Origin of the sequence: Methylobacterium sp. Leaf118, assembly GCF_920984675.1 — a bacterium.
Classification (GTDB): Bacteria; Pseudomonadota; Alphaproteobacteria; order Rhizobiales; family Beijerinckiaceae; genus Methylobacterium.
Map to the genome: position 1 here is coordinate 1 of NZ_CAKLBV010000020.1, position 21,334 is coordinate 21,334.

At 61.7% G+C, this 21,334-nt stretch carries 19 protein-coding genes and 2 pseudogenes; 11 read left to right on the plus strand and 10 right to left on the minus strand.

The annotated features are described in order from the left end of the window. From LW587_RS10745 to LW587_RS10775, 8 genes and pseudogenes are all read left to right on the plus strand, one after another. Positions 1 to 1,944 (plus strand): NHLP bacteriocin export ABC transporter permease/ATPase subunit (locus tag LW587_RS10745; RefSeq protein ID WP_232629591.1); only part of this gene is annotated, 1,944 nt, incomplete at its 5' end. 223 nt (positions 1,945 to 2,167) lie between these two features. Next, entirely contained in the window at positions 2,168 to 2,986 is an 819-nt protein-coding gene (locus LW587_RS10750) for a glycosyltransferase family 2 protein (RefSeq protein ID WP_232629592.1), read from the plus strand. 55 nt (positions 2,987 to 3,041) lie between these two features. Then, positions 3,042 to 3,773: a tyrosine-protein phosphatase gene (locus LW587_RS10755; RefSeq protein ID WP_232629593.1), complete on the plus strand. Its 732-nt coding sequence runs from the start codon at positions 3,042 to 3,044 to the stop codon at positions 3,771 to 3,773. A 1,122-nt stretch (positions 3,774 to 4,895) separates the two neighbouring features. Continuing rightward, on the plus strand, positions 4,896 to 5,816 hold the full coding sequence (locus LW587_RS10760; protein ID WP_232629594.1) for a calcium-binding protein: 921 nt from the start codon (positions 4,896 to 4,898) through the stop codon (positions 5,814 to 5,816). Between the two features lie 46 nt (positions 5,817 to 5,862). After that, positions 5,863 to 6,018 (plus strand): annotated as a pseudogene (locus LW587_RS24230) (helix-turn-helix domain-containing protein); the annotation flags it as partial. Between the two features lie 45 nt (positions 6,019 to 6,063). After that, a pseudogene (locus tag LW587_RS10765) lies at positions 6,064 to 6,291 on the plus strand (cytochrome c biogenesis protein DipZ); the annotation flags it as partial. A gap of 85 nt (positions 6,292 to 6,376) precedes the next feature. Continuing rightward, a complete protein-coding gene (locus tag LW587_RS10770) occupies positions 6,377 to 6,751 on the plus strand; it encodes a VOC family protein (protein ID WP_232629595.1) in 375 nt (124 codons plus the stop codon). A gap of 255 nt (positions 6,752 to 7,006) precedes the next feature. Beyond that, positions 7,007 to 9,418: a hybrid sensor histidine kinase/response regulator gene (locus tag LW587_RS10775; protein ID WP_232629596.1), complete on the plus strand. Its 2,412-nt coding sequence runs from the start codon at positions 7,007 to 7,009 to the stop codon at positions 9,416 to 9,418. Between the two features lie 167 nt (positions 9,419 to 9,585). On the opposite strand, the gene LW587_RS10780 is transcribed toward LW587_RS10775, so the two are convergent. Both LW587_RS10780 and rnk read right to left on the minus strand, forming a co-directional pair. Next, positions 9,586 to 9,969, minus strand: a complete 384-nt coding sequence (locus LW587_RS10780) for a GreA/GreB family elongation factor (protein WP_232629597.1) — start codon at positions 9,967 to 9,969, stop codon at positions 9,586 to 9,588. Positions 9,970 to 10,015: 46 nt separating this feature from the next. After that, entirely contained in the window at positions 10,016 to 10,438 is a 423-nt protein-coding gene (rnk, locus tag LW587_RS10785; RefSeq protein ID WP_442919116.1) for a nucleoside diphosphate kinase regulator, read from the minus strand. A gap of 798 nt (positions 10,439 to 11,236) precedes the next feature. Here rnk and LW587_RS10790 point away from each other — a divergent pair. Together LW587_RS10790 and LW587_RS10795 are read left to right on the plus strand one after the other, a co-directional pair. Continuing rightward, entirely contained in the window at positions 11,237 to 11,485 is a 249-nt protein-coding gene (locus LW587_RS10790) for a site-specific integrase (RefSeq protein ID WP_232629599.1), read from the plus strand. A 240-nt stretch (positions 11,486 to 11,725) separates the two neighbouring features. Then, positions 11,726 to 13,021 (plus strand): tyrosine-type recombinase/integrase, encoded by a 1,296-nt coding sequence (locus tag LW587_RS10795; RefSeq protein ID WP_232629600.1) that lies wholly within the window; start codon positions 11,726 to 11,728, stop codon positions 13,019 to 13,021. Between the two features lie 529 nt (positions 13,022 to 13,550). Here the strand turns inward: LW587_RS10795 and LW587_RS10800 are convergent. From LW587_RS10800 to LW587_RS10815, 4 genes are all read right to left on the minus strand, one after another. Further along, entirely contained in the window at positions 13,551 to 16,007 is a 2,457-nt protein-coding gene (locus LW587_RS10800) for a hypothetical protein (protein WP_232629601.1), read from the minus strand. 251 nt (positions 16,008 to 16,258) lie between these two features. After that, the gene (locus tag LW587_RS10805) at positions 16,259 to 17,215 is read right to left on the minus strand and encodes a tyrosine-type recombinase/integrase (protein ID WP_232629602.1); all 957 of its coding nucleotides are present in this window, start codon (positions 17,213 to 17,215) and stop codon (positions 16,259 to 16,261) included. Then, the gene (locus tag LW587_RS10810) at positions 17,212 to 18,027 is read right to left on the minus strand and encodes a hypothetical protein (RefSeq protein ID WP_232629603.1); all 816 of its coding nucleotides are present in this window, start codon (positions 18,025 to 18,027) and stop codon (positions 17,212 to 17,214) included. The genes LW587_RS10805 and LW587_RS10810 overlap by 4 nt, the downstream gene beginning before the upstream one ends. 114 nt (positions 18,028 to 18,141) lie before the next feature. Next, the gene (locus LW587_RS10815) at positions 18,142 to 18,324 is read right to left on the minus strand and encodes a hypothetical protein (protein WP_232629604.1); all 183 of its coding nucleotides are present in this window, start codon (positions 18,322 to 18,324) and stop codon (positions 18,142 to 18,144) included. Between the two features lie 982 nt (positions 18,325 to 19,306). Here LW587_RS10815 and LW587_RS10820 point away from each other — a divergent pair. After that, a complete protein-coding gene (locus LW587_RS10820; protein ID WP_232629605.1) occupies positions 19,307 to 19,561 on the plus strand; it encodes a hypothetical protein in 255 nt (84 codons plus the stop codon). A gap of 20 nt (positions 19,562 to 19,581) precedes the next feature. Here LW587_RS10820 and LW587_RS10825 read toward each other — a convergent pair whose 3' ends face one another. The 4 genes from LW587_RS10825 to LW587_RS10840 all read right to left on the minus strand — a co-directional run bounded on the left by LW587_RS10825 (position 19,582) and on the right by LW587_RS10840 (position 21,298). Then, complete coding sequence (locus LW587_RS10825; protein WP_232629606.1) at positions 19,582 to 19,875, minus strand: hypothetical protein; 294 nt, start codon at positions 19,873 to 19,875, stop codon at positions 19,582 to 19,584. 239 nt (positions 19,876 to 20,114) lie between these two features. Beyond that, on the minus strand, positions 20,115 to 20,378 hold the full coding sequence (locus tag LW587_RS10830; RefSeq protein ID WP_442919117.1) for a class I SAM-dependent methyltransferase: 264 nt from the start codon (positions 20,376 to 20,378) through the stop codon (positions 20,115 to 20,117). Positions 20,379 to 20,381: 3 nt separating this feature from the next. Next, the gene (locus LW587_RS10835; RefSeq protein WP_232629607.1) at positions 20,382 to 21,035 is read right to left on the minus strand and encodes a DsbA family oxidoreductase; all 654 of its coding nucleotides are present in this window, start codon (positions 21,033 to 21,035) and stop codon (positions 20,382 to 20,384) included. Between the two features lie 17 nt (positions 21,036 to 21,052). After that, on the minus strand, positions 21,053 to 21,298 hold the full coding sequence (locus LW587_RS10840) for a hypothetical protein (RefSeq protein WP_232629608.1): 246 nt from the start codon (positions 21,296 to 21,298) through the stop codon (positions 21,053 to 21,055). Positions 21,299 to 21,334: the final 36 nt, after the last annotated feature.

Consider the following 21,334-nt stretch of genomic DNA (forward strand, 5'->3'; position numbering starts at 1 on the left):
GCCGCCTGGGCCGGCGTGCGGCCGCGCCGGATCCGCCTCTCCGCCGGCTGGTGGCGCCGGGGCGGGCAGCCGGTGCTCGCCACCCGCAAGGCCGACGGCACGCCGGTCGCCCTCCTTCCCGGAACCGGCTGGCGGGCCGGTTACCGCCTGTGGGACGGCGGCGTCCTCCGCCGGGTGGGGGAGCGGGAGGCCGCGACCCTGGCCGAGCACGGCACCGTGCTGCAACGCCGCCTGCCCGACGGGCCGATCGACGGGCGCGCCCTCCTGCGCTTCGCCGGGCCGCTGGCCTGGCCGATCCTCGGCGCGGTGCTGCTCATCGGGCTCGCCGGCAGTGCCCTCAGCCTCGTCCTGCCGATGGCGACCGAGATCCTGTTCGAGACGGTGATCCCGTCCTCCTCGCGTCCGGAATTGCTCCAGCTCGCCGCCGGCATCGCCGCCCTCGGGCTCGGCGGCATCGTCTTCGAATTGGTGCGCAGCTTCCTGCTGCTGCGCCTCGCCACGCTCCTGAACGTCGATCTGGAAGGCGCCGTCTGGGACCGGCTGCTGCGGCTGCCCGCGGGCTTCTTCCGGCGCTACGCGGCCGGCGACCTCGCCATGCGCGCGGCCGCCGTCAACCAGATGCGCGATGCGGTGGGCGGCACGGTGATCAACAGCCTGCTCTCGGCCGTCTTCTCCCTCTCGAGCCTCGCCCTGATCCTCTATTACGAGTGGCGCCTCGCCCTGGTGGCGATCGGGTTCGTCGCGATCCAGCTCGTCCTGATGGTGGCGATCAACCTGCGCGTCCTGGCCTGGAGGCGGCGGGCCCTGGAAACGGAGGGGCGGCTGCAGGCCACGGCCCTTCAGCTGATCCAGGGCATCGCCAAGCTCAAGGTCGCGGGGGCCGAGGCGCGCGGTTTCGCCCGTTGGGCGCCGCTCTTCATCGAGCGGCGCTCCCTCGATTTCCGGCAGCAGAGCCTCTCGGCGGGCTTCTCGGCCTTCGGGACGGCCTTCGGCATCGCCGCCACGGCGGTGATGATCGGCATCGTCGGTCTCGGCGGCCTGGAGATCGGCATCGGGCGCTTCGTCGCCTTCAACGCCGCCTACGGGCAGTTCATGGGCGCCACCCTGGCGCTGGGCGGGGCGCTGCCCGCGCTGATGGCGCTGCGCCCCCTCTACGAACGCGCCGCGCCGCTGCTCCAGGCGACCCCGGAGAGCCCCGGCGGCACGGGGGCCGTGCGGACCCTGCGCGGGGGCATCGAGATCAGCGACGTCGTGTTCCGCTACCAGCCGGACGGCCCGACGATCCTCGACGGTGTCTCCCTCACCGTGCGGCCCGGCGAGTTCGTCGGCATCGTCGGCACGTCGGGCTCGGGGAAATCGACCCTGATGCGCCTGCTGCTCGGCTTCGAGACGCCGGCCAGCGGCTCGATCTTCTTCGACGACCAGGAGATGGCGAGCCTCGACCTGCGCGCGGTGCGCCGCCAGATGGGCGTGGTGCTCCAGAGCAGCCGCGCCATGACCGGCACGCTCCTGGAGAACATCCTGAACGGCGCGCCGCTGACGGAGGCGGAGGCCTGGGAGGCCGCCCGCATGGCCGGACTCGATGCCGACATCCGGGCCATGCCGATGCGCCTGCACACCTTCGTCGGCGAGGACGGCGCCCTCCTGTCCGGCGGCCAGCGCCAGCGCCTGCTGATCGCCCGCGCGGTGGTGCGCCGCCCGCGCATCCTGCTCTTCGACGAGGCGACCAGCGCCCTCGACAACCGCACCCAGCAGATCGTCTCCGAGGGCCTGGAGCGCCTCGACGCGACCCGGATCGTCATCGCCCACCGTCTCTCGACGATCCAGAACGCCCACCGGATCTACGTCCTCGATCACGGCCGCGTCGCCGAGGAGGGGCGCTATGCCGATCTCCTCGCCCGGAACGGCCTGTTCGCCACGCTCGCGCGCCAGCAGCTCGCCTGATCGCGATCGAGGCGAGCGCCCGCAGCGGCCGGGCGGCCTTCGCCCGCCGCAGGCGAGGGATGCGGGGGAGGGAGAGGAGGGGGCCCGGCGTTTGTGCATTCCCGGCCGCGCCGCTATGGCTGGTCGGGTCGATCGCGTCCTTGGGCTCTGCCGCCGCCCCATCCGCGGCCGATCCGTGCGCCGGACGAGAGGGTCGAAGGCGTGTCCGGAAGAGATCCGCGGGATGAGTTCTGAGCTGGCCCAGATGCGACCGGTGCCTGTGTCCTGCTTTCTGATTACCCTCAATGAGGAAGACGTGATCGAGGCCTGCCTCGCGAGTGTCGCGGGGCTCGTCGACGACATCGTCGTGGTCGATTCCGGCAGCCGCGACCGCACCTGCGAGATCGCCCTCCGCTACGGCGCGCGCGTCGTCCAGCGATCCTGGCAAGGGTTCGGCCCGCAGAAGCGCGCGGCCGAGGCGGAATGCGTGCACGACTGGGTCTTGAACCTCGACGCCGACGAGGTGGTGACCCCCGAGCTCGCCGAGGAGATCCGCGGCCTCTTCCGGTCCGCGCCGCCGCTGTCGTTCTATGCCCTGCCGCGCGCCCTGGTCTATCCGGGCCGTTCGGCGCCGGCGCCCTCGCGGCGGGACCGGGCCGTGCGTCTCTACCATCGGGCGCGGGGCCGCTTCTCGGACAAGCCCGTGCACGAGAGCGTGGAGACGAAGGGCGAGCCGGTCGGGACGCTCACGCATCCGATCCACCATTACTCCGCCCGCTCGCTGCGCCATCTCACCGAGAAGAACATCCAGTATTCGGTGATGTCATCGCCGAAATCGCTCGGTCTGCGGAGCCGCTGGGCGCTCTACGGCCGCTTGGTGTTCGGCGGTCCGATCGTCTTCCTGCGCACCTATCTCGTGCGGCGGCATTTCCTGGGGGGCAGCCAGGGCTTCGCCATCGCGATGTCCGTCGCCTTCGCCGACCTCATCAAGACCACCACCGAGATCGAGGCGCGGGGCCTCTGGACCGACCGGACGGGCTTCCGCCGCGGGCTCTCCCCTTGAGTTCGCCGCCGTGATGCAAACCTGAACCCTGCCCGCCGAGCCCTCGCCCCCCGTCATGTCCCTCCTCAAGCACTTCCGGTCCTCCGAGACGCGCACGGCCCTGCGGCTGCAGCGCGTGGCCCGCTGGGATCGTCCGATCGAGGGGATGCGCGGGCGGATCAGTGCTTGGTTCAACATGCTCTTCGTCGATTACGGGGTGTTTCGCCTCGCCTATCTGAACCTCCATACCGTGTGTGAGGGCCGGCTCTGGCGTTCGGCGCAGCCGGCCCCGCACCATATCGCGCAGTTCGCGGCGAAGGGCGTGCGCACGATCGTCAACCTGCGCGGCGTGCGCGATCACGGCGCCTGGCAGCTCCAGAAGGAAGCCTGCGACCGGTTCGGGATCACGCTGGTCGAGTTCATGCTGCATTCCCGCGACGCCCCGAAGAAGGAGACCCTGCTCGCCGCGCGGTCCTTCTTCGACAGCATCGCGTATCCGGCGGTGATGCATTGCAAATCGGGCGCCGACCGGGCCGGCCTCGCGGCGGCCCTGTTCCTGATCCTCCATGAAGGCCGTCCGGTGCGCGAGGCGGCCGGCCAGTTGTCGTTGCGGTACGGGCATTTCCGCTTCGCCAAGACCGGCATCATCGATGCCTTCTTCGCCGAATACCTGAAGGCCGGCGAACCGAAGGGGCAGGACTTCATCGATTGGGTCGAGCACGACTACGACCCGGACCGCCTGAAGGCGACCTTCAAGACGGGCTTCTGGTCGACGTTCTTCGTCGACGGGCTGATGCGCCGCGAATAGGGGCCGATCCGGCCCCGCACCATCGCCGCCGAAGGTCGCCGCCGAAGAGCGAGGCCGGCGGCGAATGTGCGCTCAGCACCGGGGCGATCGCACGTCCGGGGTCGAGGCCACCCACCGGACGGGGCGTCAACGGCCGCGCGATGTGCCTCGTCCGTCACGCCGTCACAGAATGCCCCGGCAACGCTTTTGCCGCCATCTTTCAACCACAGGTCTACGACACCGGAGCGATGCGCCTGAGAGCGCCAGGAAACGCATTGCTTCGGGGACGAGATGATTATCATCCGTAAGGATACGGTTTGGGGCCCGGGCGTGAAGACGCTCACCGATGACGTGCAAATTGCTCCTGGAGTAACTCTGACTATCATGCCCGGCGCTCAGATTGAGGGAGGCGGTCATAGCATTGCGACATACGGACGATTCATCGCTAAGGGAACATCCATAGATCCGATACTTCTCGACAATACAATAATAAATCTGAGTGATAATTACGCATTTACCGGCCGGTTAGAAATAGAATTTGCACAAATCAATGAAGGTGGCTTCGGGAGCACGGGATATGGATCGCTTGATCTTAGCAATTCTGTTATATCAAATTCGCGTGAGAAAGTTGGAGCATGGTATCCAGCTGGCGGAAACACTGTAATTAGCAAAAATTTGTTTTTGGATAGCGGCGGCATATATGCTGGAACGATGGACAATAGTGAATTCGGATCTATTATTGTCAATAATAACGTTTTTGATCGCTACCATACCTACAGCGGAAATCATGAGCCTGGGTATCAGGGTCTTGCTCTGCAAGTTTTCAATGGCGGAGACGTGAATAGGGTAATTTCTTCTGGCAATGCATATCTCGATACGAGCCATATTGCGATCGACTTGTATCAATCTGGGCGCGTCACATCTCAGAAAGATTATTTTGGAACTTCTAGGTATGATGAATACGTAAAATATGTATACGACAGAAATGATGACCTATCCGTTAGCAATTACGCTTTCGTGCAAAACCCCACATGGAACATTGCTGCGGGCATAAAGACAGAAGCATTTTCTTTCGTATCCATGAGGCTTCCTCGGGACGCGATCATAGAAGCCAAATTGTTTGGTTCGCTCAATGCGAGTCTTGTGGGCAACAAGCTTAACAACAAGTTGTTCGGCAACGTGGGCAACAACACCATCGACGGCGGCCTCGGCGCCGACACGATGTCCGGCGGCTTGGGCAGCGACACCTATCGCGTCGACAATGCGGGTGACCGGGTGCTCGAGGCGAAGGGCGGCGGCAAGGATTTGGTCATCACCTCGGTGTCCCACACCCTGACCGCGGGTCAGGAGATCGAGGAACTGCGGACGGTCGACAAGGACGCCAAGACCACCATCGCCCTGACCGGCAACGACTTTGCGAACAAGATCGTGGGCGATGCCGGCAACAACCGCATCGACGGCGGCGGCGGGGCCGACAGCCTCCACGGCGGCGCCGGCAGCGACACCTACTTCGTCGACCACGCCGGAGACCAGATCGTCGAGAGCAAGGGCGGCGGCTGGGACTCGGTCGTGACGACCGTGAACTACACGCTGTCGGTCGGCCAGGAGATCGAGGAACTGCGGATCCTCCAATCGGCGGGCGATGCCCCGATCCATCTGACCGGCAACGCGCTCGCCCAGAACCTGATCGGCAACAATGCCGCCAACGTGATCAACGGCGGCTGGGGCAACGACGTGCTGACGGGTCGGGGCGGGGCCGACACCTTCGTCTTCGCCAACGCGCCGGGCACCGGCAACATCGATCGCATCACCGATTTCGCGACCGAGGACACGATCCAGCTCTCGAGCAGCCTCTTCACGACGCTCGCCCCCGGACCGCTCGACCCGAACGCGTTCAAGAACGTCACCACCGGCACGGCGGATGCCGACGATCGCATCCTGTACAAGCAATCGACCGGCGAGCTGTTCTACGACGCCGACGGTTCGGGCAGCGGCGCCAAGGTGAAGATCGCCATGCTCGACAACAAGGCCGCGCTCACGTTCGACGACATCTTCCTCGTGTGAGGGAAAGGGCCGGAGCGGGGTCGAGCCTGCTCCGGCTCAGGCGGCCTGCATCAGCCCGAAAGCACTCCATCGCGGCTTTCAGGCATCCCGCGGCATGAGTCCGACGAGCGTTCTGCGGGACCTGCGACTGGAGCGGGTCCACGACGAATTGCGGGCCGCTGTCGCTGGGGCATGGTCCGTCACGGACGCGGCCCTGCGATAGGGCTTTCCCCATCTCGGCCATTTCGGCCAAGCGTACAAAGCCCCGGTTCTTGGCCCCGGGGCGGACGGGCGCCCGGTTCGCTTCCGGGGAGCGCTCGACGGACAGCCGCCCGGGACGGACCACGGCGTCGACATCACGCCGGACGGCGATGGCATCGTGACGGAAACGCGGCTTTACCCGCCGATCCGCCAGTCCGGGTCGGTTGCGGAGCGCAGCGTCGCGATACAGTTTCAAGACCCTCCTGTGAAAGCCTCTGCGTTCACGTTCGGATAAGGGATGAAATCGCGATCAATCCGCGAGGATCCGCGGCGAGAGCGGGTCCGACGACCGTCGAGACTGAGCCAAGGGACAGACGACGATGTTCACGCACATCATGATCGGCAGCAACGACCTCGATCGGGCCAGAGACTTCTATGACGCGACATTCGCGGCGTTGGGCGGCAAGCCCGGCAAGATGGATGCGAGAGGCCGGTTGATCTATACCCACGACGGCGGGCGGCTGATGATCACGAGGCCGATCGACGGCAAGCCGGCGACCGCGGCCAATGGGGGGACGATCGGTCTCGCCGCGGCAAGCCGAGACGACGTTCTCGCGTGGCACAAGGCCGGCCTTGCGCAGGGTGGGATCGCGATCGAGGGCACACCCGGCGAGCGCCCGAACGGCGCCTTCGCGGCCTATCTGCGCGATCCGGATGGCAACAAGCTCACCGCGCGGTGTCCCGCGGCGAAGTGACGGGATCGGCCACGGTCGCGCTGGACGCCCAGTGTCCGCTCTCAGGACGGAGTGGGTTGAACGGTCAGGGCGGCTTCGGGCGGCGGGCGGCCGAAGTCACCGAGGAAATCCCGGCGACTGAGAGCAGAGACCGGCGCGTCGCGGGCGCTCGCTCCGGAAAAGCCGCCCTGCGTCGATACGGTGGCGCCGGTCCGGATGTTCGGCGTTGTCCCTCGCCGCCGCCGCCGATATCCACCCGAATGACCGAGGAGGGCCATGAACGCCGAGATCGAGAGGCTGCAAGGACGCGAGCGCGCGCTCGAAGCCCGCGTGGCGATGCTGGAGGCCGAGCGGCGAGACGGCCTGCGCCGGCCGGAGCGGGAGCAGCGCACCTCCGCGGCCTCGACCGACCTCCTGTTCACGGCGGCGGAGAAAACCCGCATGCCGCAGATCATCACCGACCCCCACCTGCCCGATAACCCCATCGTCTTCGCCAATCGTGCCTTCCAGAACCTGTGCGGGTACGACGCCGCCGCGCTGATCGGGCGCAATTGCCGCTTCCTTCAGGGGCCGGGCACCGACCCGGCGGACGTGGCCAAGGTCCGCGACGCCATCGCGGGCCGGCGCGACGTCGTCGTCGAGATCCTGAACTACCACCGCGACGGGACGCCCTTCCGCAACGAGCTCTACGTCAGCCCGGTCTTCGACCCCGACGGCCATCTCCGGTACTTCTTCGCGAGCCAGCTCGACGTCACCCGCTTCCGGACCGCCCAGGGCGTGCTCGCCGAGAGCGAGGCGCGCTACCGTGCCCTTTTCAACGCCGTCGACAGCGGCTTCTGCATCATCGAGATGCGCTTCGACGTGGAGGGACGGGCAGTCGATTACCGCTTCGTCGAGGTGAACCCGGCCTTCGAGGCCCAGACGGGTCTGCGGGATGCCGTCGGCCGCTGGATGACCGATCTCGCGCCCGGCCATGAACGTTCGTGGTTCGACACCTACGGGGAGGTCGCCCAGACGGGCCGGGCCGTCCGGTTCGAGAGCGGCGCCGTGGCCCTCGGGCGCTGGTACGACGTCCACGCCCTGCGCGTGGGCGAACCCGAGCAGCACCGCGTCGCCGTCCTGTTCAACGACATCACGGACCGGCGACGTCTCGAAGCCCACCTCGAGGCCGCCGCGCAGGAACGCGCGGACGAGCGCGACATGGTCTGGCGCGCCAGCCGCGACCTCTTCGCGGTCTGCGGGCTCGACGGCATGTTCCGGAAGGTGAACGCCGCCTGGACCGAGATGCTCGGTTGGGACCTCGGCGAGGTCGTGGGCGCGCGCTTCGACGCCTTCGTGCACCCCGAGGACCTGGCCAGTGCCGCCAGGGCCTTCGAGCGGGTCGGGTCCGGCCTTGCCCTGGACGACGTCGACGTGCGCCTCCGCCAGCGGGACGGTGGCTATCGGTGGGTATCCTGGAACGCCATCCCGAGAGGCGACCATTTCTACGCCGCCGGTCGCGACGTCAACGAACGCCGCGCCCTCGAGGAGCAATTGCGGCAGTCGCAGAAGCTGGAGGCCGTGGGGCAACTGACAGGGGGCGTGGCCCATGATTTCAACAACCTGCTGACGGTCATCAAGTCCTCGACCGACCTCTTGAAGCGGCCCAACCTGGCCGAGGAGCGACGGCAGCGCTATGTCGGCGCCATCTCGGACACCGTGGACCGCGCCGCGAAGCTCACCGCACAGCTCCTGGCATTCGCCCGTCGGCAGGCGCTCCGGCCCGAGACCTTCGCGGCCGATCGCGCGGTGGTCGCGGTGTCCGACATGGTGAGGACGCTCACGGGTGCGCGTGTCCAAATCGAGCTCGACCTGCCGCGTGGAGGGCCGCAGGACCTCCATGTCAGCGCCGACCCGAGCCAGTTCGACACCGCGCTGGTCAACCTCGTGGTCAACGCCCGCGACGCCATGGACGGCGAGGGCCGCCTGCGCATCCGGCTGGCTCGCACCGACAGGATCCCGTCCGTCAGGACGCATCTCGCCCGCTGGGGCGACTTCGTGGCGGTCTCGATCTCCGACACCGGCGCCGGCATCGCGCCCGAGAACTTAGAGCGGATCTTCGAGCCCTTCTTCACGACCAAGGGGGTCGGACAGGGCACGGGGCTCGGGCTGAGCCAGGTGTTCGGGTTCGCCAAGCAGTCCGGCGGCGAGATCGTCGTCGAGAGCGAGCGTGGCAAGGGCACGACCTTCACGCTCTTCCTCCCCCGCGTCTCGGCCGATGCCGCCGATGCCGCGGGGCCGGTCGCGGAACCGGAGGCGCTTGCCGAAGGCCACGGCACCCGCGTCCTCGTCGTCGAGGACAACCTCGACGTCGGGGCCTTCGCGCAGCAGGCCCTGCGCGAACTCGGATACGCCACGGTGTGGGCGAAGGACGCTGCGGCGGCGCTCGAGGAAATCGAGCGCGCGCCCTCCGGGTTCGAGGTGGTGTTCTCGGACGTGGTGATGCCGGGCATGAACGGGGTCGAACTCGCGGCTGAGATCCGTCGCAGGTACCCTGCGATTCCGGTCGTGCTGACCTCCGGATACAGCGACGTGCTCGCCGCCGAGGGCACGCACGGCTTCGATTTGCTGCGCAAGCCGTACTCGGTGACGGACCTGTCCCGCGTCCTGCGGCGGGCCGTGCACGAGGCGCGGGCGCGCAACCCCTGAGCGTCGCGCTCCGGCGCCGCGCGTGCCGGCCGTCTTGCGGATGGCCAGCATCCGCGCCCAGCGGGAAGGGCCGGCCCGGGCATGGCTTCGCAGGAGCGGCCGCTCCCGGTCCTAGGGACCGTTGCGCGCGGCGGCCCCATAAGGCTGGAACAGGACCCGCAGGGCGGTCAGGCCGCGAAAGCCCCCCGACGGGGCGCGCCAGCGGACCGATTGCCTTCGGACAGGCCGATGAGGGCAGCCCCGACCGGCGACAGGACCGAGACGGCATGGTCGTCGGCGTCCTCCTCGCCGTGATAGACGCGCGTCACGCATCCGATCGGGTCGGTGACGTCGTTCCGGTGGGAGACCGTCGCGTGCAGGGTCACCACGCGCGGCGGCAACACCTCCGGCGCGACCACCGCGGCGCGGTCGAGTTCCTCCGCCAGCCAGGCCGCGACCGCAGCCTGGGGATCCGGCGGCCGGGTCGCGGTGACGACCGCCCGCAGCGACAGCAGGTCCGTCGTCGGGAGGATCAGCGGCGGGCCATCTTCGAGGCTTGCGGGCTCGGGCATCGGACACTCGTCGGGAGCGGTGGCAGGAAGGGCGGACCCGCGCGGTTCAGGCGAAGGCCGGCTCGCGTATGTCGAGCACGGTCAGGCGCTTGGCCGCGCCCGTACGGGTGGCCCAGTCGATGGACTGACCCGTGCTCAGGCCGAGCAGGGCGGCGCCGACCGGCGTCAGCACCGAGATTCTCCCCTGCGCGATGTCGGCCTCGCCCGGGTAGACCAGGGTCACCGCCTGGACCTTGCCCGTCGTGTCGTCACGGAACTCGACCGCGCAGCCCATCCGGACGAACCCGGTGGTCGATCGTCCGCTGCGCACGACCTGCGCCCGGTCGAGTTCGTCCGACAGGTAGCTCGCCAGATCCGGCATGCGGTCCATGGCGGCGGATGCCAGGCCGGCCAAGCGCTCGCGGTCCTCCGCCGTCACCTTGATCTTCGGCAGGCTCCTGCCGCCTGCGGCCTTCCTCATCGTGTCCATCTCGCCAATCCTCGCTCAGGCCGCGCGGGGGCCAGGGTCGTCATCGTCCGTGCCCGCCGGCACGGGCGGGGGGGTCGGTTGCGGCCGCCGCAGAGGGACGATCGTCCGCTCCCGCGCGTCCGGGGTGTCCGGTTCCGGGCTGGGCCGTGGTTCGGGTCGGTCGTCGGTCATGGAGGGGCCTCCTGCGCGGCCACGAGGCCGGCGCCGCGGCTTCGTGGCCGCGCGGACGCGGAGGTCCGACGGCATCGGGCGCCGCGGACCTGCGTTCCATGGTTCTGGATGGGATGGCGTCGGGCCTCTCGGCCGACGATCGGGCGCTTCGCTGAAGCCGTCCCGACAACCCCGAGCGGGACGGGCGGATACGCGCCGTCGGCTCGGGGCTACTGGCCCGCGATCAGGTTGCCTGCCCGGAGCAGACCGCGATTGTGGATCACGTAAAACGGCATGATAGATGGAGGATCGGCCAAGCGGTCACGGTTGTCAAACCGCCGTCCACCGATGCGGAAAGGCTCGGCTTGGCGCACTGGTGCTCCGCCTGAATTTTCGCAGGCCAGGGACGATCGCCCGCAATCCTCCCGTCCCTTCGCCCGGCGGCCTCCGGGACGCCGCCGGGGTGTCGTTGTGGGCACCGTCCATGCGGGAGCACCGCCGCGTGCATCCCCTCGACCGGCGTTCGGCGGCCCGGCGTGAGCCTCAGTCCCGACCCGTCGTCGCGCCTCCGCGACGCGGCCGGGGGCGATCCCGTTGCCCCGGTGCCGATACGGCAAGCCGTTCTCGGTCGATGGCTATTCGGGGTTCATGCGGGACGCCATCATCGCCGCGGTTTTGCCGCTCGACCTACAGCCGCATGGCCTTCGCAAGGCCGCCGGGCGCCGTCTCCCCGAAGCGGGATGCACTCCCCACGACATCATGGCCATACTCGGTCACAGCACCCTCGCCGAGGCCGAACGCGACACCCGCGAGGCCGACAGAGCAGGCCTATCGACGGGCGCGATCACAAAGCTGGAGGGGTGGACGACGAACAAACCTGCCCAAACCACATCGTGAAGGTTTTGGGATTGTCCCGAAAGTCAGAGGCAAGGCAATGACTTGTAAAAGCCGGTGGCGCTCCCAAGGGGAATCGAACCCCTGTTTTCGCCGTGAGAGGGGGGTATCAGGGGGTAAATCGGACGTTGGCGAACACTGGCGGACGGACTAAGGCGTTGTAATTAAACGGAATTAGTTCTTGCCTGTCCGCGTGCATTCGCCTACATCTCGTCCGTATATTTTCCGTACGGAGGCGGAGGCATGGCCCGCGCCATCGACAATCCGAAGATCAACACCCGGTCGGCCCGCTCCAAGCTGCCCGTCCGACCCGAACCATTCTGGACCATGATCTCGACTGGCTGCGCCATCGGATATCGGAAGGGAAAGAAGGGGGGCACGTGGATCGCGCGCATGCGTGAAGGCACCCAGCAGCACTACGAGTCGCTGGGTGCTGCCGACGACAGCCGCGACCCAGACGGCCTAACCGTCTTCTCCTTCACGCAGGCCCAGGAGCGGGCTCGGGAGTTCTTCACCCGTAAGGCTCGTGAGATCGCCGGTCACATCGAAGCAAGCGACGGCCCATACACCGTTGCTATGGCTATCGACGATCACCTCGCCGCCCGCGAGCGGCGCGGCTCAAGTGGCGTTCGGGCCGACCGCTATGCGGCGGCGGCCCGAATCACCCCCGAACTCGGTAAGATCGAGATCGGCCGCCTCACGGCCAAACGCATCAGTGCGTGGCACGCGCACGTGGCCGACGCGCCAAAACTTCGAAGGACGAAGGCAGGGGCCCTACAGCGTGTCACAGAGCCGGTTGATCGTAGCGACCGGGAGGCGGTTCGGGCGCGATGCTCTACCGCCAATCGCTTGCTCACGATCCTAAAGGCCGCGTTGAATCATGCGTTCCAAGAAGGAAAGGTTGGGTCGGACGAACCGTGGCGCCGCGTGAAGCCGTTTCGCTCAGCAGACTCAGCCGTCGTTCGGTATTTGAATCCGGCGGATTCACTACGCTTGGCTAATGCCTGCGAGCCCCCCTTTCGCGCCCTCGTGCACGGGGCTCTTATGACGGGTTGCCGGTACGGTGAGTTGATCCGTCTGCGCGTTTCCGATTTCGATTCCAAGGCAGGAACGGTTGTCATTCGGCAGTCGAAGTCGGGTAAGCCACGTCACGTGACGCTCAACGATGAAGGGCGGCAGGTGTTTGCCGACCTGATTCAGGTCAGGGCACCGGGTGAGTTGATATTCGCCCGTTCGGATGGCAAGCCGTGGGGCGCATCCCACCAGCAGCGGCCGCTCATAGCAGCTTCGAAAAGCGCGGCAATTGAACCGCCGGTAACTTTTCACATCTTGCGCCACACCTACGCCAGCGCCCTGGCGATGAAAGGCGTGCCCATGGGCGTCATCGCCAAACAACTCGGACATTCCGACACCCGGATGACCGAGCGCCATTATGCGCACCTTTCACCCTCGTACATCGCAGACACCATAAGGGCGGCGCTGCCCGCGTACGGTATCGTGCCGGTGCAAATCGCGAATTGCATAAACGAAGCGCGGTAATTAGATAACATGGCGCAACGACGGTCCGCGACCTGTCCGTGCATGTCACTAGCGGATGCGAAACTTGAGGATACGTACTGCAGGGCGCAACGAATGTCACAGGGTCATTCAGCCCACGAATCAGTGCTGCTTCTGGGGAGCATATGACAATAGCAGCATGGCCGACTTCTGCGGTTGGTGCCCAGGAAAGGACTAGCCTCCACGCCAAGAAAATCCAACGATAACAACGCAATGCAGGTGCCCCGAAGGCCCCATGTGTTCCACTCCGGTGTCCGCGACGCAAGAAACGTGGTTTTGCAAAAGTCTGTCGTGTAGTACGCTAGTGTGTGCACTTATTCTCATGAAACTGCTCGCATCGCCGGATCAAGCTTCAGCTGCCAGTTCGCAAAACGCTTATTCCCGACAAGCAAGACTCGCAGAGTCAACGCTGGTTCCGCGCTTATATACGGGAAATTTGCCTTAGCCTAATTGAATTACAGCAAATTCAAGCCGATTTATTGCGATTCTATCAGACTAAAGCAAAAGTTTTTCAGTGTCGCTGTTTGCGCGCACTTTCAAGCACGCGCTCTTTGTCAAATTCATAGGCTCTTTTTATTTTATAAGTAAACATGTCTTCCTCTGGCATCCCTAACGAATACGACTGTTTTTCACGAGATTCCTCCTCAGCAAGATACTCAATGAAATTGCCAACTCGCTCAACGCGAATTTTTACTCTCTGAAGTCTTTCCCTTCTCATAAACATTCCAAACTCAATTCGAGCATCTTCAATAATTGAGTTGGCGGCAAGCTCAGAATAGAGTCCGCAGTCCGTCGAGACCAAGTCGAGATATGTCATATCTGAAAACAGGCTCTTGAGCATATACAGGCCGTAATTTGTGATTTTTACAGCGTCAACGTTTTCTGTATAAATATCAATTCTATTACTCGCCTCAACAAAGCCGTGCTTAAGCAAGACATCGACATTCGCAGTGAAATCATCGGGCATTGAAAACGTTTCGATGAAGTATGAAAGCAGCTCAGATATTGGAACGTAGGAATAATTCACAGCGTTCGTAGATTTAGCAAGCCGTCTCAATATGCGAAGTGCTGTATAATGGGAGCCATTGCGTGCGTGGCGGATTTGGTAGATATTTGGTATGTTACTAAAACCTTCATCGTAAAAGTACCTTGTAGGTATCATGACAGGCTTGATGACTTGATGAATTTGAAATACCCAGTGTCCGGAGGCTAGCATCTCATCGACGTTCGTGTAGCCTGATAAAACAAAACTCCTGAATAAATCCAAGGACAAACGAGTATCCCCGTGGGCGCAAGCAGTTAGAAAGCTGCCAAGCGGCGACCTTTCGCTGCCGAACTCGCGCAAAATGATACGAAGATATTTGGTACATTCAGCCGCATGCACACTATCAATCTCGCCAAATCGGTCACCCCTTCTTCTTGGGCTTTCTAACAAAAATATCGTATACTCAAGGCGTTTTCTAAATACTTCGGAAGGACGTGGCGAACTAATATGGAATCCTGAATTTTGGAAAGCGTCAAGCAACCCGTGAATTTTAGAGTTGTAAAATCTTTCTTCTCGCATCGATATGATCGTCATGCACTTGAGCATATCGGATATTTCCTGCGCAGATGAAAAGCAGTAGTCCTGAATGTTGGACGAATATTGATCCGTATTATCTACAACAATTACTGCGCCGCAACCTTTTGCTTCCCAATATTTTATGAGGCACATCGCGCAGTACGCATGATCCGCCTTCCACCGAGAAATCAAATCGTTTAATTTCATATTATAGCGTTCAGATTCATGGGACAATCCAAATAGTTCTTGGTTGCTTGCAATTTTGAAGCGATCTTTGAAAAGCTCGATGAGGCGCTCTCTAGTATCCGAAAGTATACCGTCTTTATCAAGCTGATTAACGAGATTTGTCCAAATATGCGTCCGTATCAGCTTTCTATCTTCTGGGACATTAAGCAAATCAACAATTGCGATTACAGCGTGATCATGCAGCCACCGCGGTGTTTTATGGAATAACAAACGCTTTAAGAAGGTAGACTTTCCCGATCCCTTACCTCCGAACAAAACCAGAACCTCATTTCGGCGGCTGTGCTTGAGATTTTTAGTAATACGTCCACCAATTCGGCCACCTTTTCCAGTATCGTCTAATTGCTGGACGCCATATTCGGCAAAGTAAGGAGTCAAAGAGTCATGTAAGATCGTACGCATTCCATCGGAAGTCTGCTGATAATCCCTTTGAGAAACATAACATTTATCCATAAATTCAGTATCATTGTCGCTAATAACGCCAAAATAATAGTTAACAATTGGCCTCAGTGTCCCCGCCAGCTTATTTGCGCTGATCGAATGGGAATACGAATTGATTTTATCTTTCGGAAAATAGATCGGCCTATCCGAGGATGGGCTAGCATTTAAAAGTGATGAGAGCGATAGCTTTTCAGTGATTGATGTAAAGGAAAAGGAGTTATAGGCTCTTATTGGCTCGGCAACAAAAAAATGTAGGCTTCTGATGACGAAGGCATTGGATTTATCCCATTTTTTTCCTTTTTCGAACGTTTTAAAAAAAATCCATTCGTGTCCATTCGTGATGCAGGCATGTTCACAACCAGTATCGAAGCAGTAAGTTCTCACTTGATTGATGGCGGCCTTGATATTAGCATCAGATAAGAGTTTTGAAATACTGATGTAACAACACGTCTCATGGTCCGTATAGGCGTGTGGCAGCTCGAAATAAACACCTTCTTTTTTTGCCTCGATAAATAGCATATCATCTCCATTGCTTTTTTTCAAAACGTAATCCGCATAACCAGGGGCAATAAACTCCTCTGTAGCCGTTCTATTGCGCGGCCACTTTAAATAATCATGCAAAACCACGTCAATTATTCGATGGCGGGTGGTTGCTTCGTTCTGATCTCTATCTTTACACTCAGCGATGATTTGCTTGATCGCTTCAATGTCTTCGGTAGACAATGACTTGCTCCAACTCGGTCTAAATTTGTATCGCTAAGCAACTTATAGATTGGCTACGCTCCCCGTGCAAGCTGCACTCTCAATGACATCGAAGCCGGTTGAAAGCCCGTCTTGGGACGTATCGGTTCGGTTTTCCTGCATTTCGCGGCATTGCTGTGTATATATAAATACTAGTTCCTTGGATTCACTGTATTATTTCAATAAAACACCTATCTGAACTTGAATTTCCCAAATGACGCAAATTTCCAAAATCAAATCGAAATACGCTCAATTTCGTCTAAGTTCACATCGTTGGATCGTCTATCATAAAGTTGGGTGGTGCGCGTCGAGGCATGATTTGCGATCACAGCTGCCCGCTCCAATGTGCCGCCGTTTTTAAGATATGCGGTAATCCCGGTTGCCCGAAAGGTATGATTGCCGACTTTTGTTTCTATCCCGGCTGCTTTCGCTCTTCGCTGAATCATCGCATATGCATTGGCGCTGGGCAGAGCTGAACGGGTCAGCATTCTCGTGCCTCGACCGACCGTACGAAACAACGGCCCGTCACCGTCGCTCGCGATCCCGGCCCCATCCAAGTAGGCGTGCAGGTATGTTTCGAGATTGTGGTGGCAGGGGAGGTCAACCGCCTTGCCGCCCTTCTCGTGAAGGCGCACCCATATGCGGCGCTGCTGGATATAGACGTCCTCGACCCGCATCGCAGTGGCGGCCCCGATCCGCGCGAAAGTGTAGACCATCAATCCGATCAACGCACGGTCTCGAAGCCCGATGGGCGTGCTCGTGTCGATGGCATCAAGGATCGCGCGGGCCTCATCCGGCGCAAGGACCGGCGTCTTTCCCCGTTTGACCACATGCTTCGGGCCGCGTACCGCAGTCGCCGGGTTGAACGGCAACACGCCACCGGTCGCCAGCCAGTCAAACATCATGCGGATTGCGGCGAGACGCAGCTTGACGGTCGGGGCACTTTGGGTGCGCCCCAATTCCTCCACGTAGGCGGCGATGTGGACCGAGGACACGGCGGCAATCGACGCAAGGCCGTGTCCCTCCATCCAGGCGCAGAACTCGACAACCGCTTTGGCGTAGGCCCGGCGGGTGTTGGAGTTCCTGATCTGCGCCGCGAAGAATTCCAGGAAGCGGTAGGCGGCGTGGTCGCCCGCCGCTGCCACCAGGGCAGGGGCGGGGTAGCTATTGAAAGTGGCGAGCTGATTCATCCTTTGACTGCCGCCGCCAATTCACCAATACTCATAAATCTCACATGATATATTTTAGAAAGCCAGTCTCGATTTTGTTGATCAAAAACAGACGGCCGCCCTGGCTTTGCCTTATCATGCGTACAGAACACATCCAATTCATAGCCTATATGCAAAGCAACACTATCACCATCCGCCCACTCTGAGAACGCGAGTGCGATCTTTCCCTTTTCAGCTTCGTCACGCGCACGATTCAAGCCATCAAACCAAGCTACATCTTGCATATTGAGACGGGCTTGTATCCTTTTTGCTATCTCAACAAGTTGAGACATGCCGACACCTCGCCTTTCGATGGCGCTACAGGCATCATCTATCTTTTGCATAAGCACCCATATATTTTTGCGATGTTCATCCGTAAGCTCAATGCGATGCTCTTCGCGCTGCAATTCGGGAGGACGCAACGTTCCCAATCTGGTTGACGGTATTATTTTGAAGCCGAGCGCAAAAGCCTCGGATAATCTATCCTTTAGAATAGGCATCAATCCCGGATGGGCATCAGGATCAGCAATAATAGATATGGTGCTATTTATGCGACGCTCGTCGCTTTTCTCATGTTCAATTTTGATCGGAATAGGACGGTCCTCTAGGTACTCAAAGCGAACTCTGCGCTTAATTGCCTCAACTGTTGCAAACGTTTCAGAAATAAATGGCTTGATACGTCCCGACTTAATAGCGCCGTGGACAGTGGAAAAATCGTCATAATGCGGGTTTTTTCGGTGCGCCTCAGGTCGCACGATAAACTCCCATACGTTGCTGTCGAACGTGACCCGCATGCCCCCTCCTTACGTATGATAAAGGACATTATCATACATAAGACCGGCGTGCATCCTGTGTGCCTGCGGCGGTTCTCTTCGACTGGGTGGGCCCGCCGGCCGGCGGGCGGCGCGCTAGGACTGGCTGTCGTCGGTCAGGTCGAGGCGCGTGCGCTCGATGCCGCCGATCTTCCAGTGCGAGTGCCGGACCGTGCGCACGTGGCGCTGGTTCGATTTCCGCAGGACCGGAAGGAAAGGTAGCAACAGAGCCACGACCCCGATGACGACCTGAAGCCAGCCCGTAAGCTGCTCGGACATCGTTCGGTGCGTTTCGCCCAACGAAAAGCCCGCTCACAGCGAGCGGGCTCATAAAGCAGTCGGCTCGCGCCGCTGCGGGTCCGCTCCGGTCGAGTGCCGGAGGCGGAACTTTGACGTTCCTCAGAACGAAACTGGTGTTAGCGAAAGCCCAGGAATTTGGGCAAAACTTCCCTCTCAGGGTAAAGCGGCCTTTTTTGTAGGCCCAACACCCGAGACCCATCGGTGCCTTATCGGCTCTTGCGACGGTCACTTTCCCCGCCTGATCACACGCGCTCGTGGACGCCGGCTGCGGCTGAGGACTGGACCCCTAGCATGACGACGTTCAGGATGCCGGGCAACAAAAATCCGTCTCTGGCGCCGGCTACCTACACAACAATTCGGTTTCGATTTTGGTGGCCGCTTTAAATCATCTTGGTGTAGCGTGAAATCGGAGGTCTTAAATTTCGACCGGACGAACGCGGGTGCTGTTTTGGTGCAGGCACCGCCGCATGGCAGGGTAAGGAATGAATAAACGCTCTGCCCCAACTTGTGAGGTCAAGATCGACAGCACCTGGGTGAGGGTTCCAGCAGATAAGGCCCACCAAGCTCATCGAGACAGCCTGAAACGGTGTCCAAGCTGTCACGGCATGGTGGTAACGACCGGCAGCTACACGAGCGAGTCTAGGATCAGCCTACAGCACCGGAAACTGCACGATGGCTGTCCCCTTCTGCCTCGTAGCTTCAAGGGAACGGTGTACCCACACCCTGACGCACTCACCTAGCATGCAAAAGGCCCCGTGCCGCTTGCGGCACGAGGCGAGTGATGATGGAGAATCCTTGGGAGGATACGCATCATTCTGCATGATGAATGCCACCCCGCAACGTTTGGTAGCTCAACCACCAGCCTAAAGCCAAGCTCGTGTGCGGTCGCGCACCTCGATCTCGTTAATGTAGCCGGGTAATTTTGCTAGACGGCTGAACTTCGAAATTTATGATTGTCCGCATGACACCCGTGAGCCGCTGCCTCCGCAAGGTCGATTATCTCTCCGCCGTGCCTGACAGCACCGCCGCAAGCCGGGTCGATGCCGCCCTTGACGAGCTGGAACAGGCGTACCGCAGACCGAGCGAGCGCATCGTGGCGCTGGAAACGGTTCTACAGGAGGTCTCCCGCAACCGCAGGACCGGCAGCACACCCTTTGGCTGGTTTATCCGGGGGAGCGTCGAGCGCCGCCAGGAGAAGCTGGCACGCTCCGCCTAACTGCGCTCGCAGTGCCGCTCTCAATGAGCGGCTTTGCTCTCCGGCGAAGCCTTCTGGTCCTTTTTCTTTTTGCGCAGCTTGGCCGCCTTCATCGGCTCCTCATCGTCTACGGCCCGTTCCGTCAGGGCGAAGTTGTGCAGGTCGCCATGGTCGCCACTCTGACCCTCGGCCAACGCGTAGAACGCAGCCCGGACGACTTCCTTTTTGGTCGCCTCAGGGTGTCGCTCGCGCACAGCGGCAAGGAGCGTCTTGGGTTTCATACCGCTGGCGGCGACGCCGCGCAGGGTCTTCGCGAGTACTTCAATCGAGGCCATATCGCACCTGTTGCCCCTTGTACCGCCTGGGCGGCGCGGGGGGGGGGTCGAAAGCCTAGTTTAGCATGACAGTCAAATGACGGTCTTCCCGGAGTGAATTGTGGCCGGAGGAGCACGCTTTTGTGTGCCCTGATCGCCTATGGAGGCTCCAGTTCCTTTCCTGAGACCGGGAACCTACTTGCGGCGCGTCGCGGCCTCTGCTGCGCGCGCCGTTTTCACGTTAGGTCCGAGGGTCTGCGCTAGGCTCTCGCGTCGTAGCGCACCACCGGCAAGCCGCTGCACCGCTCCGGCCCGTCCGAGGCGAACGTGGCGATGACGGCATAGCCGCCGGGTTTGAGGAAGCGGCTCAGCCGGGACAGGTAGGCCGCCCGGTCGGCGTCCTCGGCCAGAAAGTGGAACGTCGCCCGGTCATGCCACACGTCATAGCTCTGCGGCGGCTGCCAAGTGGTCGCGTCGGTGGCGATCCAATGGATACGTACACCAGCGTCGCCTACACGGTGCACAGGCTATAAGACGGGTTCCCCGAGTGGAAGGCTGTCGGTCTGACGCAAAATTTCCGCCCGCAACGCTTCGGGCTGCGGTGTGCCCGAAAACAGCCGGTTGCCCACGGCAACCGAAGGGACAGCACGGATGCCGACTTCCTGCGCCTGCTGCATCGCTGCATCATGGCGTGCGCCGTGGACCGGCGAGGCCAGCACCGCATCGAGGCCGTGAGGATTTAGCCCAAGCCTTTGAGTGATGGCTCTTAGCACATCGATGTCCCCGATGTCGCGATCCTCTTGGAAGAAGGCGCGCAGGACGGCATCGACGTAGGCATCTCCCTGCCCCTGCTCGACTGCGTATTGCAGTCCCAGGAACGCCTTACGGGTGTAGGGCTGCGGTGAGATGGTCGGCAGGCGGATGGCAACGCCCATCCGCTCGGCAGCGGGATAGACGCCCTGTCGCCACGCCGTGGGCAGATAGTCGTCCTCGGGTCGCAACGTCGGGGTTGGATAAGGACGCAGCTCGAACGGCATCCAGGTAATGGCGCAATCCAAGCCCTCGATAGCTGTCTGCACCACTTGCTTTCCAAGCAGGCAATAGGGGCAGACAAAATCAATCCAGATGCGGAGGTTCGCGCGCGAGCTTGCCGCGACGGTTTGCTGAGTACCTTCACTCATGTGGATCACAAGCCTCCTTATTTTTCTACAGAAACGCTGCTGCGAGCTACATCCGTTCGGCTCACCTCAGGAGCTTGATTGGGCTGCGCAACAGCCGGAGTTTTATTTTTCTGCTCGGGCGGCGTATTAGCCATGCGGACAGCGCCGATTACCTCAAGGGTGATTGCCTCCTGCGCTACGGCTGGCGTGATTACCGCAACTGATGCAAGCAACGCCGCAGCAGCAAGCGTTGCGGAAGATTGCTTTCCACCGTGATTTGACATGATGTGCTGATCCTTGCTGACTTGTGCTCTGGTGCA

What these genes read in the sequence shown, in the direction of transcription:
- rnk (WP_442919116.1), bottom strand. Translation starts at nt 10,438, where the DNA reads ATGGACACGATGAGGAAGGCCGCAGGCGGCAGGAGCCTGCCGAAGATC.
- LW587_RS10780 (WP_232629597.1), bottom strand. Translation starts at nt 9,969, where the DNA reads ATGCCCGAGCCCGCAAGCCTCGAAGATGGCCCGCCGCTGATCCTCCCG.
- LW587_RS10820 (WP_232629605.1), top strand. Translation starts at nt 19,307, where the DNA reads ATGACACCCGTGAGCCGCTGCCTCCGCAAGGTCGATTATCTCTCCGCC.
- LW587_RS10835 (WP_232629607.1), bottom strand. Translation starts at nt 21,035, where the DNA reads ATGAGTGAAGGTACTCAGCAAACCGTCGCGGCAAGCTCGCGCGCGAAC.
- LW587_RS10805 (WP_232629602.1), bottom strand. Translation starts at nt 17,215, where the DNA reads ATGAATCAGCTCGCCACTTTCAATAGCTACCCCGCCCCTGCCCTGGTG.
- LW587_RS10770 (WP_232629595.1), top strand. Translation starts at nt 6,377, where the DNA reads ATGTTCACGCACATCATGATCGGCAGCAACGACCTCGATCGGGCCAGA.
- LW587_RS10795 (WP_232629600.1), top strand. Translation starts at nt 11,726, where the DNA reads ATGGCCCGCGCCATCGACAATCCGAAGATCAACACCCGGTCGGCCCGC.
- LW587_RS10775 (WP_232629596.1), top strand. Translation starts at nt 7,007, where the DNA reads ATGAACGCCGAGATCGAGAGGCTGCAAGGACGCGAGCGCGCGCTCGAA.
- LW587_RS10755 (WP_232629593.1), top strand. Translation starts at nt 3,042, where the DNA reads ATGTCCCTCCTCAAGCACTTCCGGTCCTCCGAGACGCGCACGGCCCTG.
- LW587_RS10790 (WP_232629599.1), top strand. Translation starts at nt 11,237, where the DNA reads ATGCGGGACGCCATCATCGCCGCGGTTTTGCCGCTCGACCTACAGCCG.
- LW587_RS10810 (WP_232629603.1), bottom strand. Translation starts at nt 18,027, where the DNA reads ATGCGGGTCACGTTCGACAGCAACGTATGGGAGTTTATCGTGCGACCT.
- LW587_RS10815 (WP_232629604.1), bottom strand. Translation starts at nt 18,324, where the DNA reads ATGTCCGAGCAGCTTACGGGCTGGCTTCAGGTCGTCATCGGGGTCGTG.
- LW587_RS10825 (WP_232629606.1), bottom strand. Translation starts at nt 19,875, where the DNA reads ATGGCCTCGATTGAAGTACTCGCGAAGACCCTGCGCGGCGTCGCCGCC.
- LW587_RS10750 (WP_232629592.1), top strand. Translation starts at nt 2,168, where the DNA reads ATGAGTTCTGAGCTGGCCCAGATGCGACCGGTGCCTGTGTCCTGCTTT.
- LW587_RS10840 (WP_232629608.1), bottom strand. Translation starts at nt 21,298, where the DNA reads ATGTCAAATCACGGTGGAAAGCAATCTTCCGCAACGCTTGCTGCTGCG.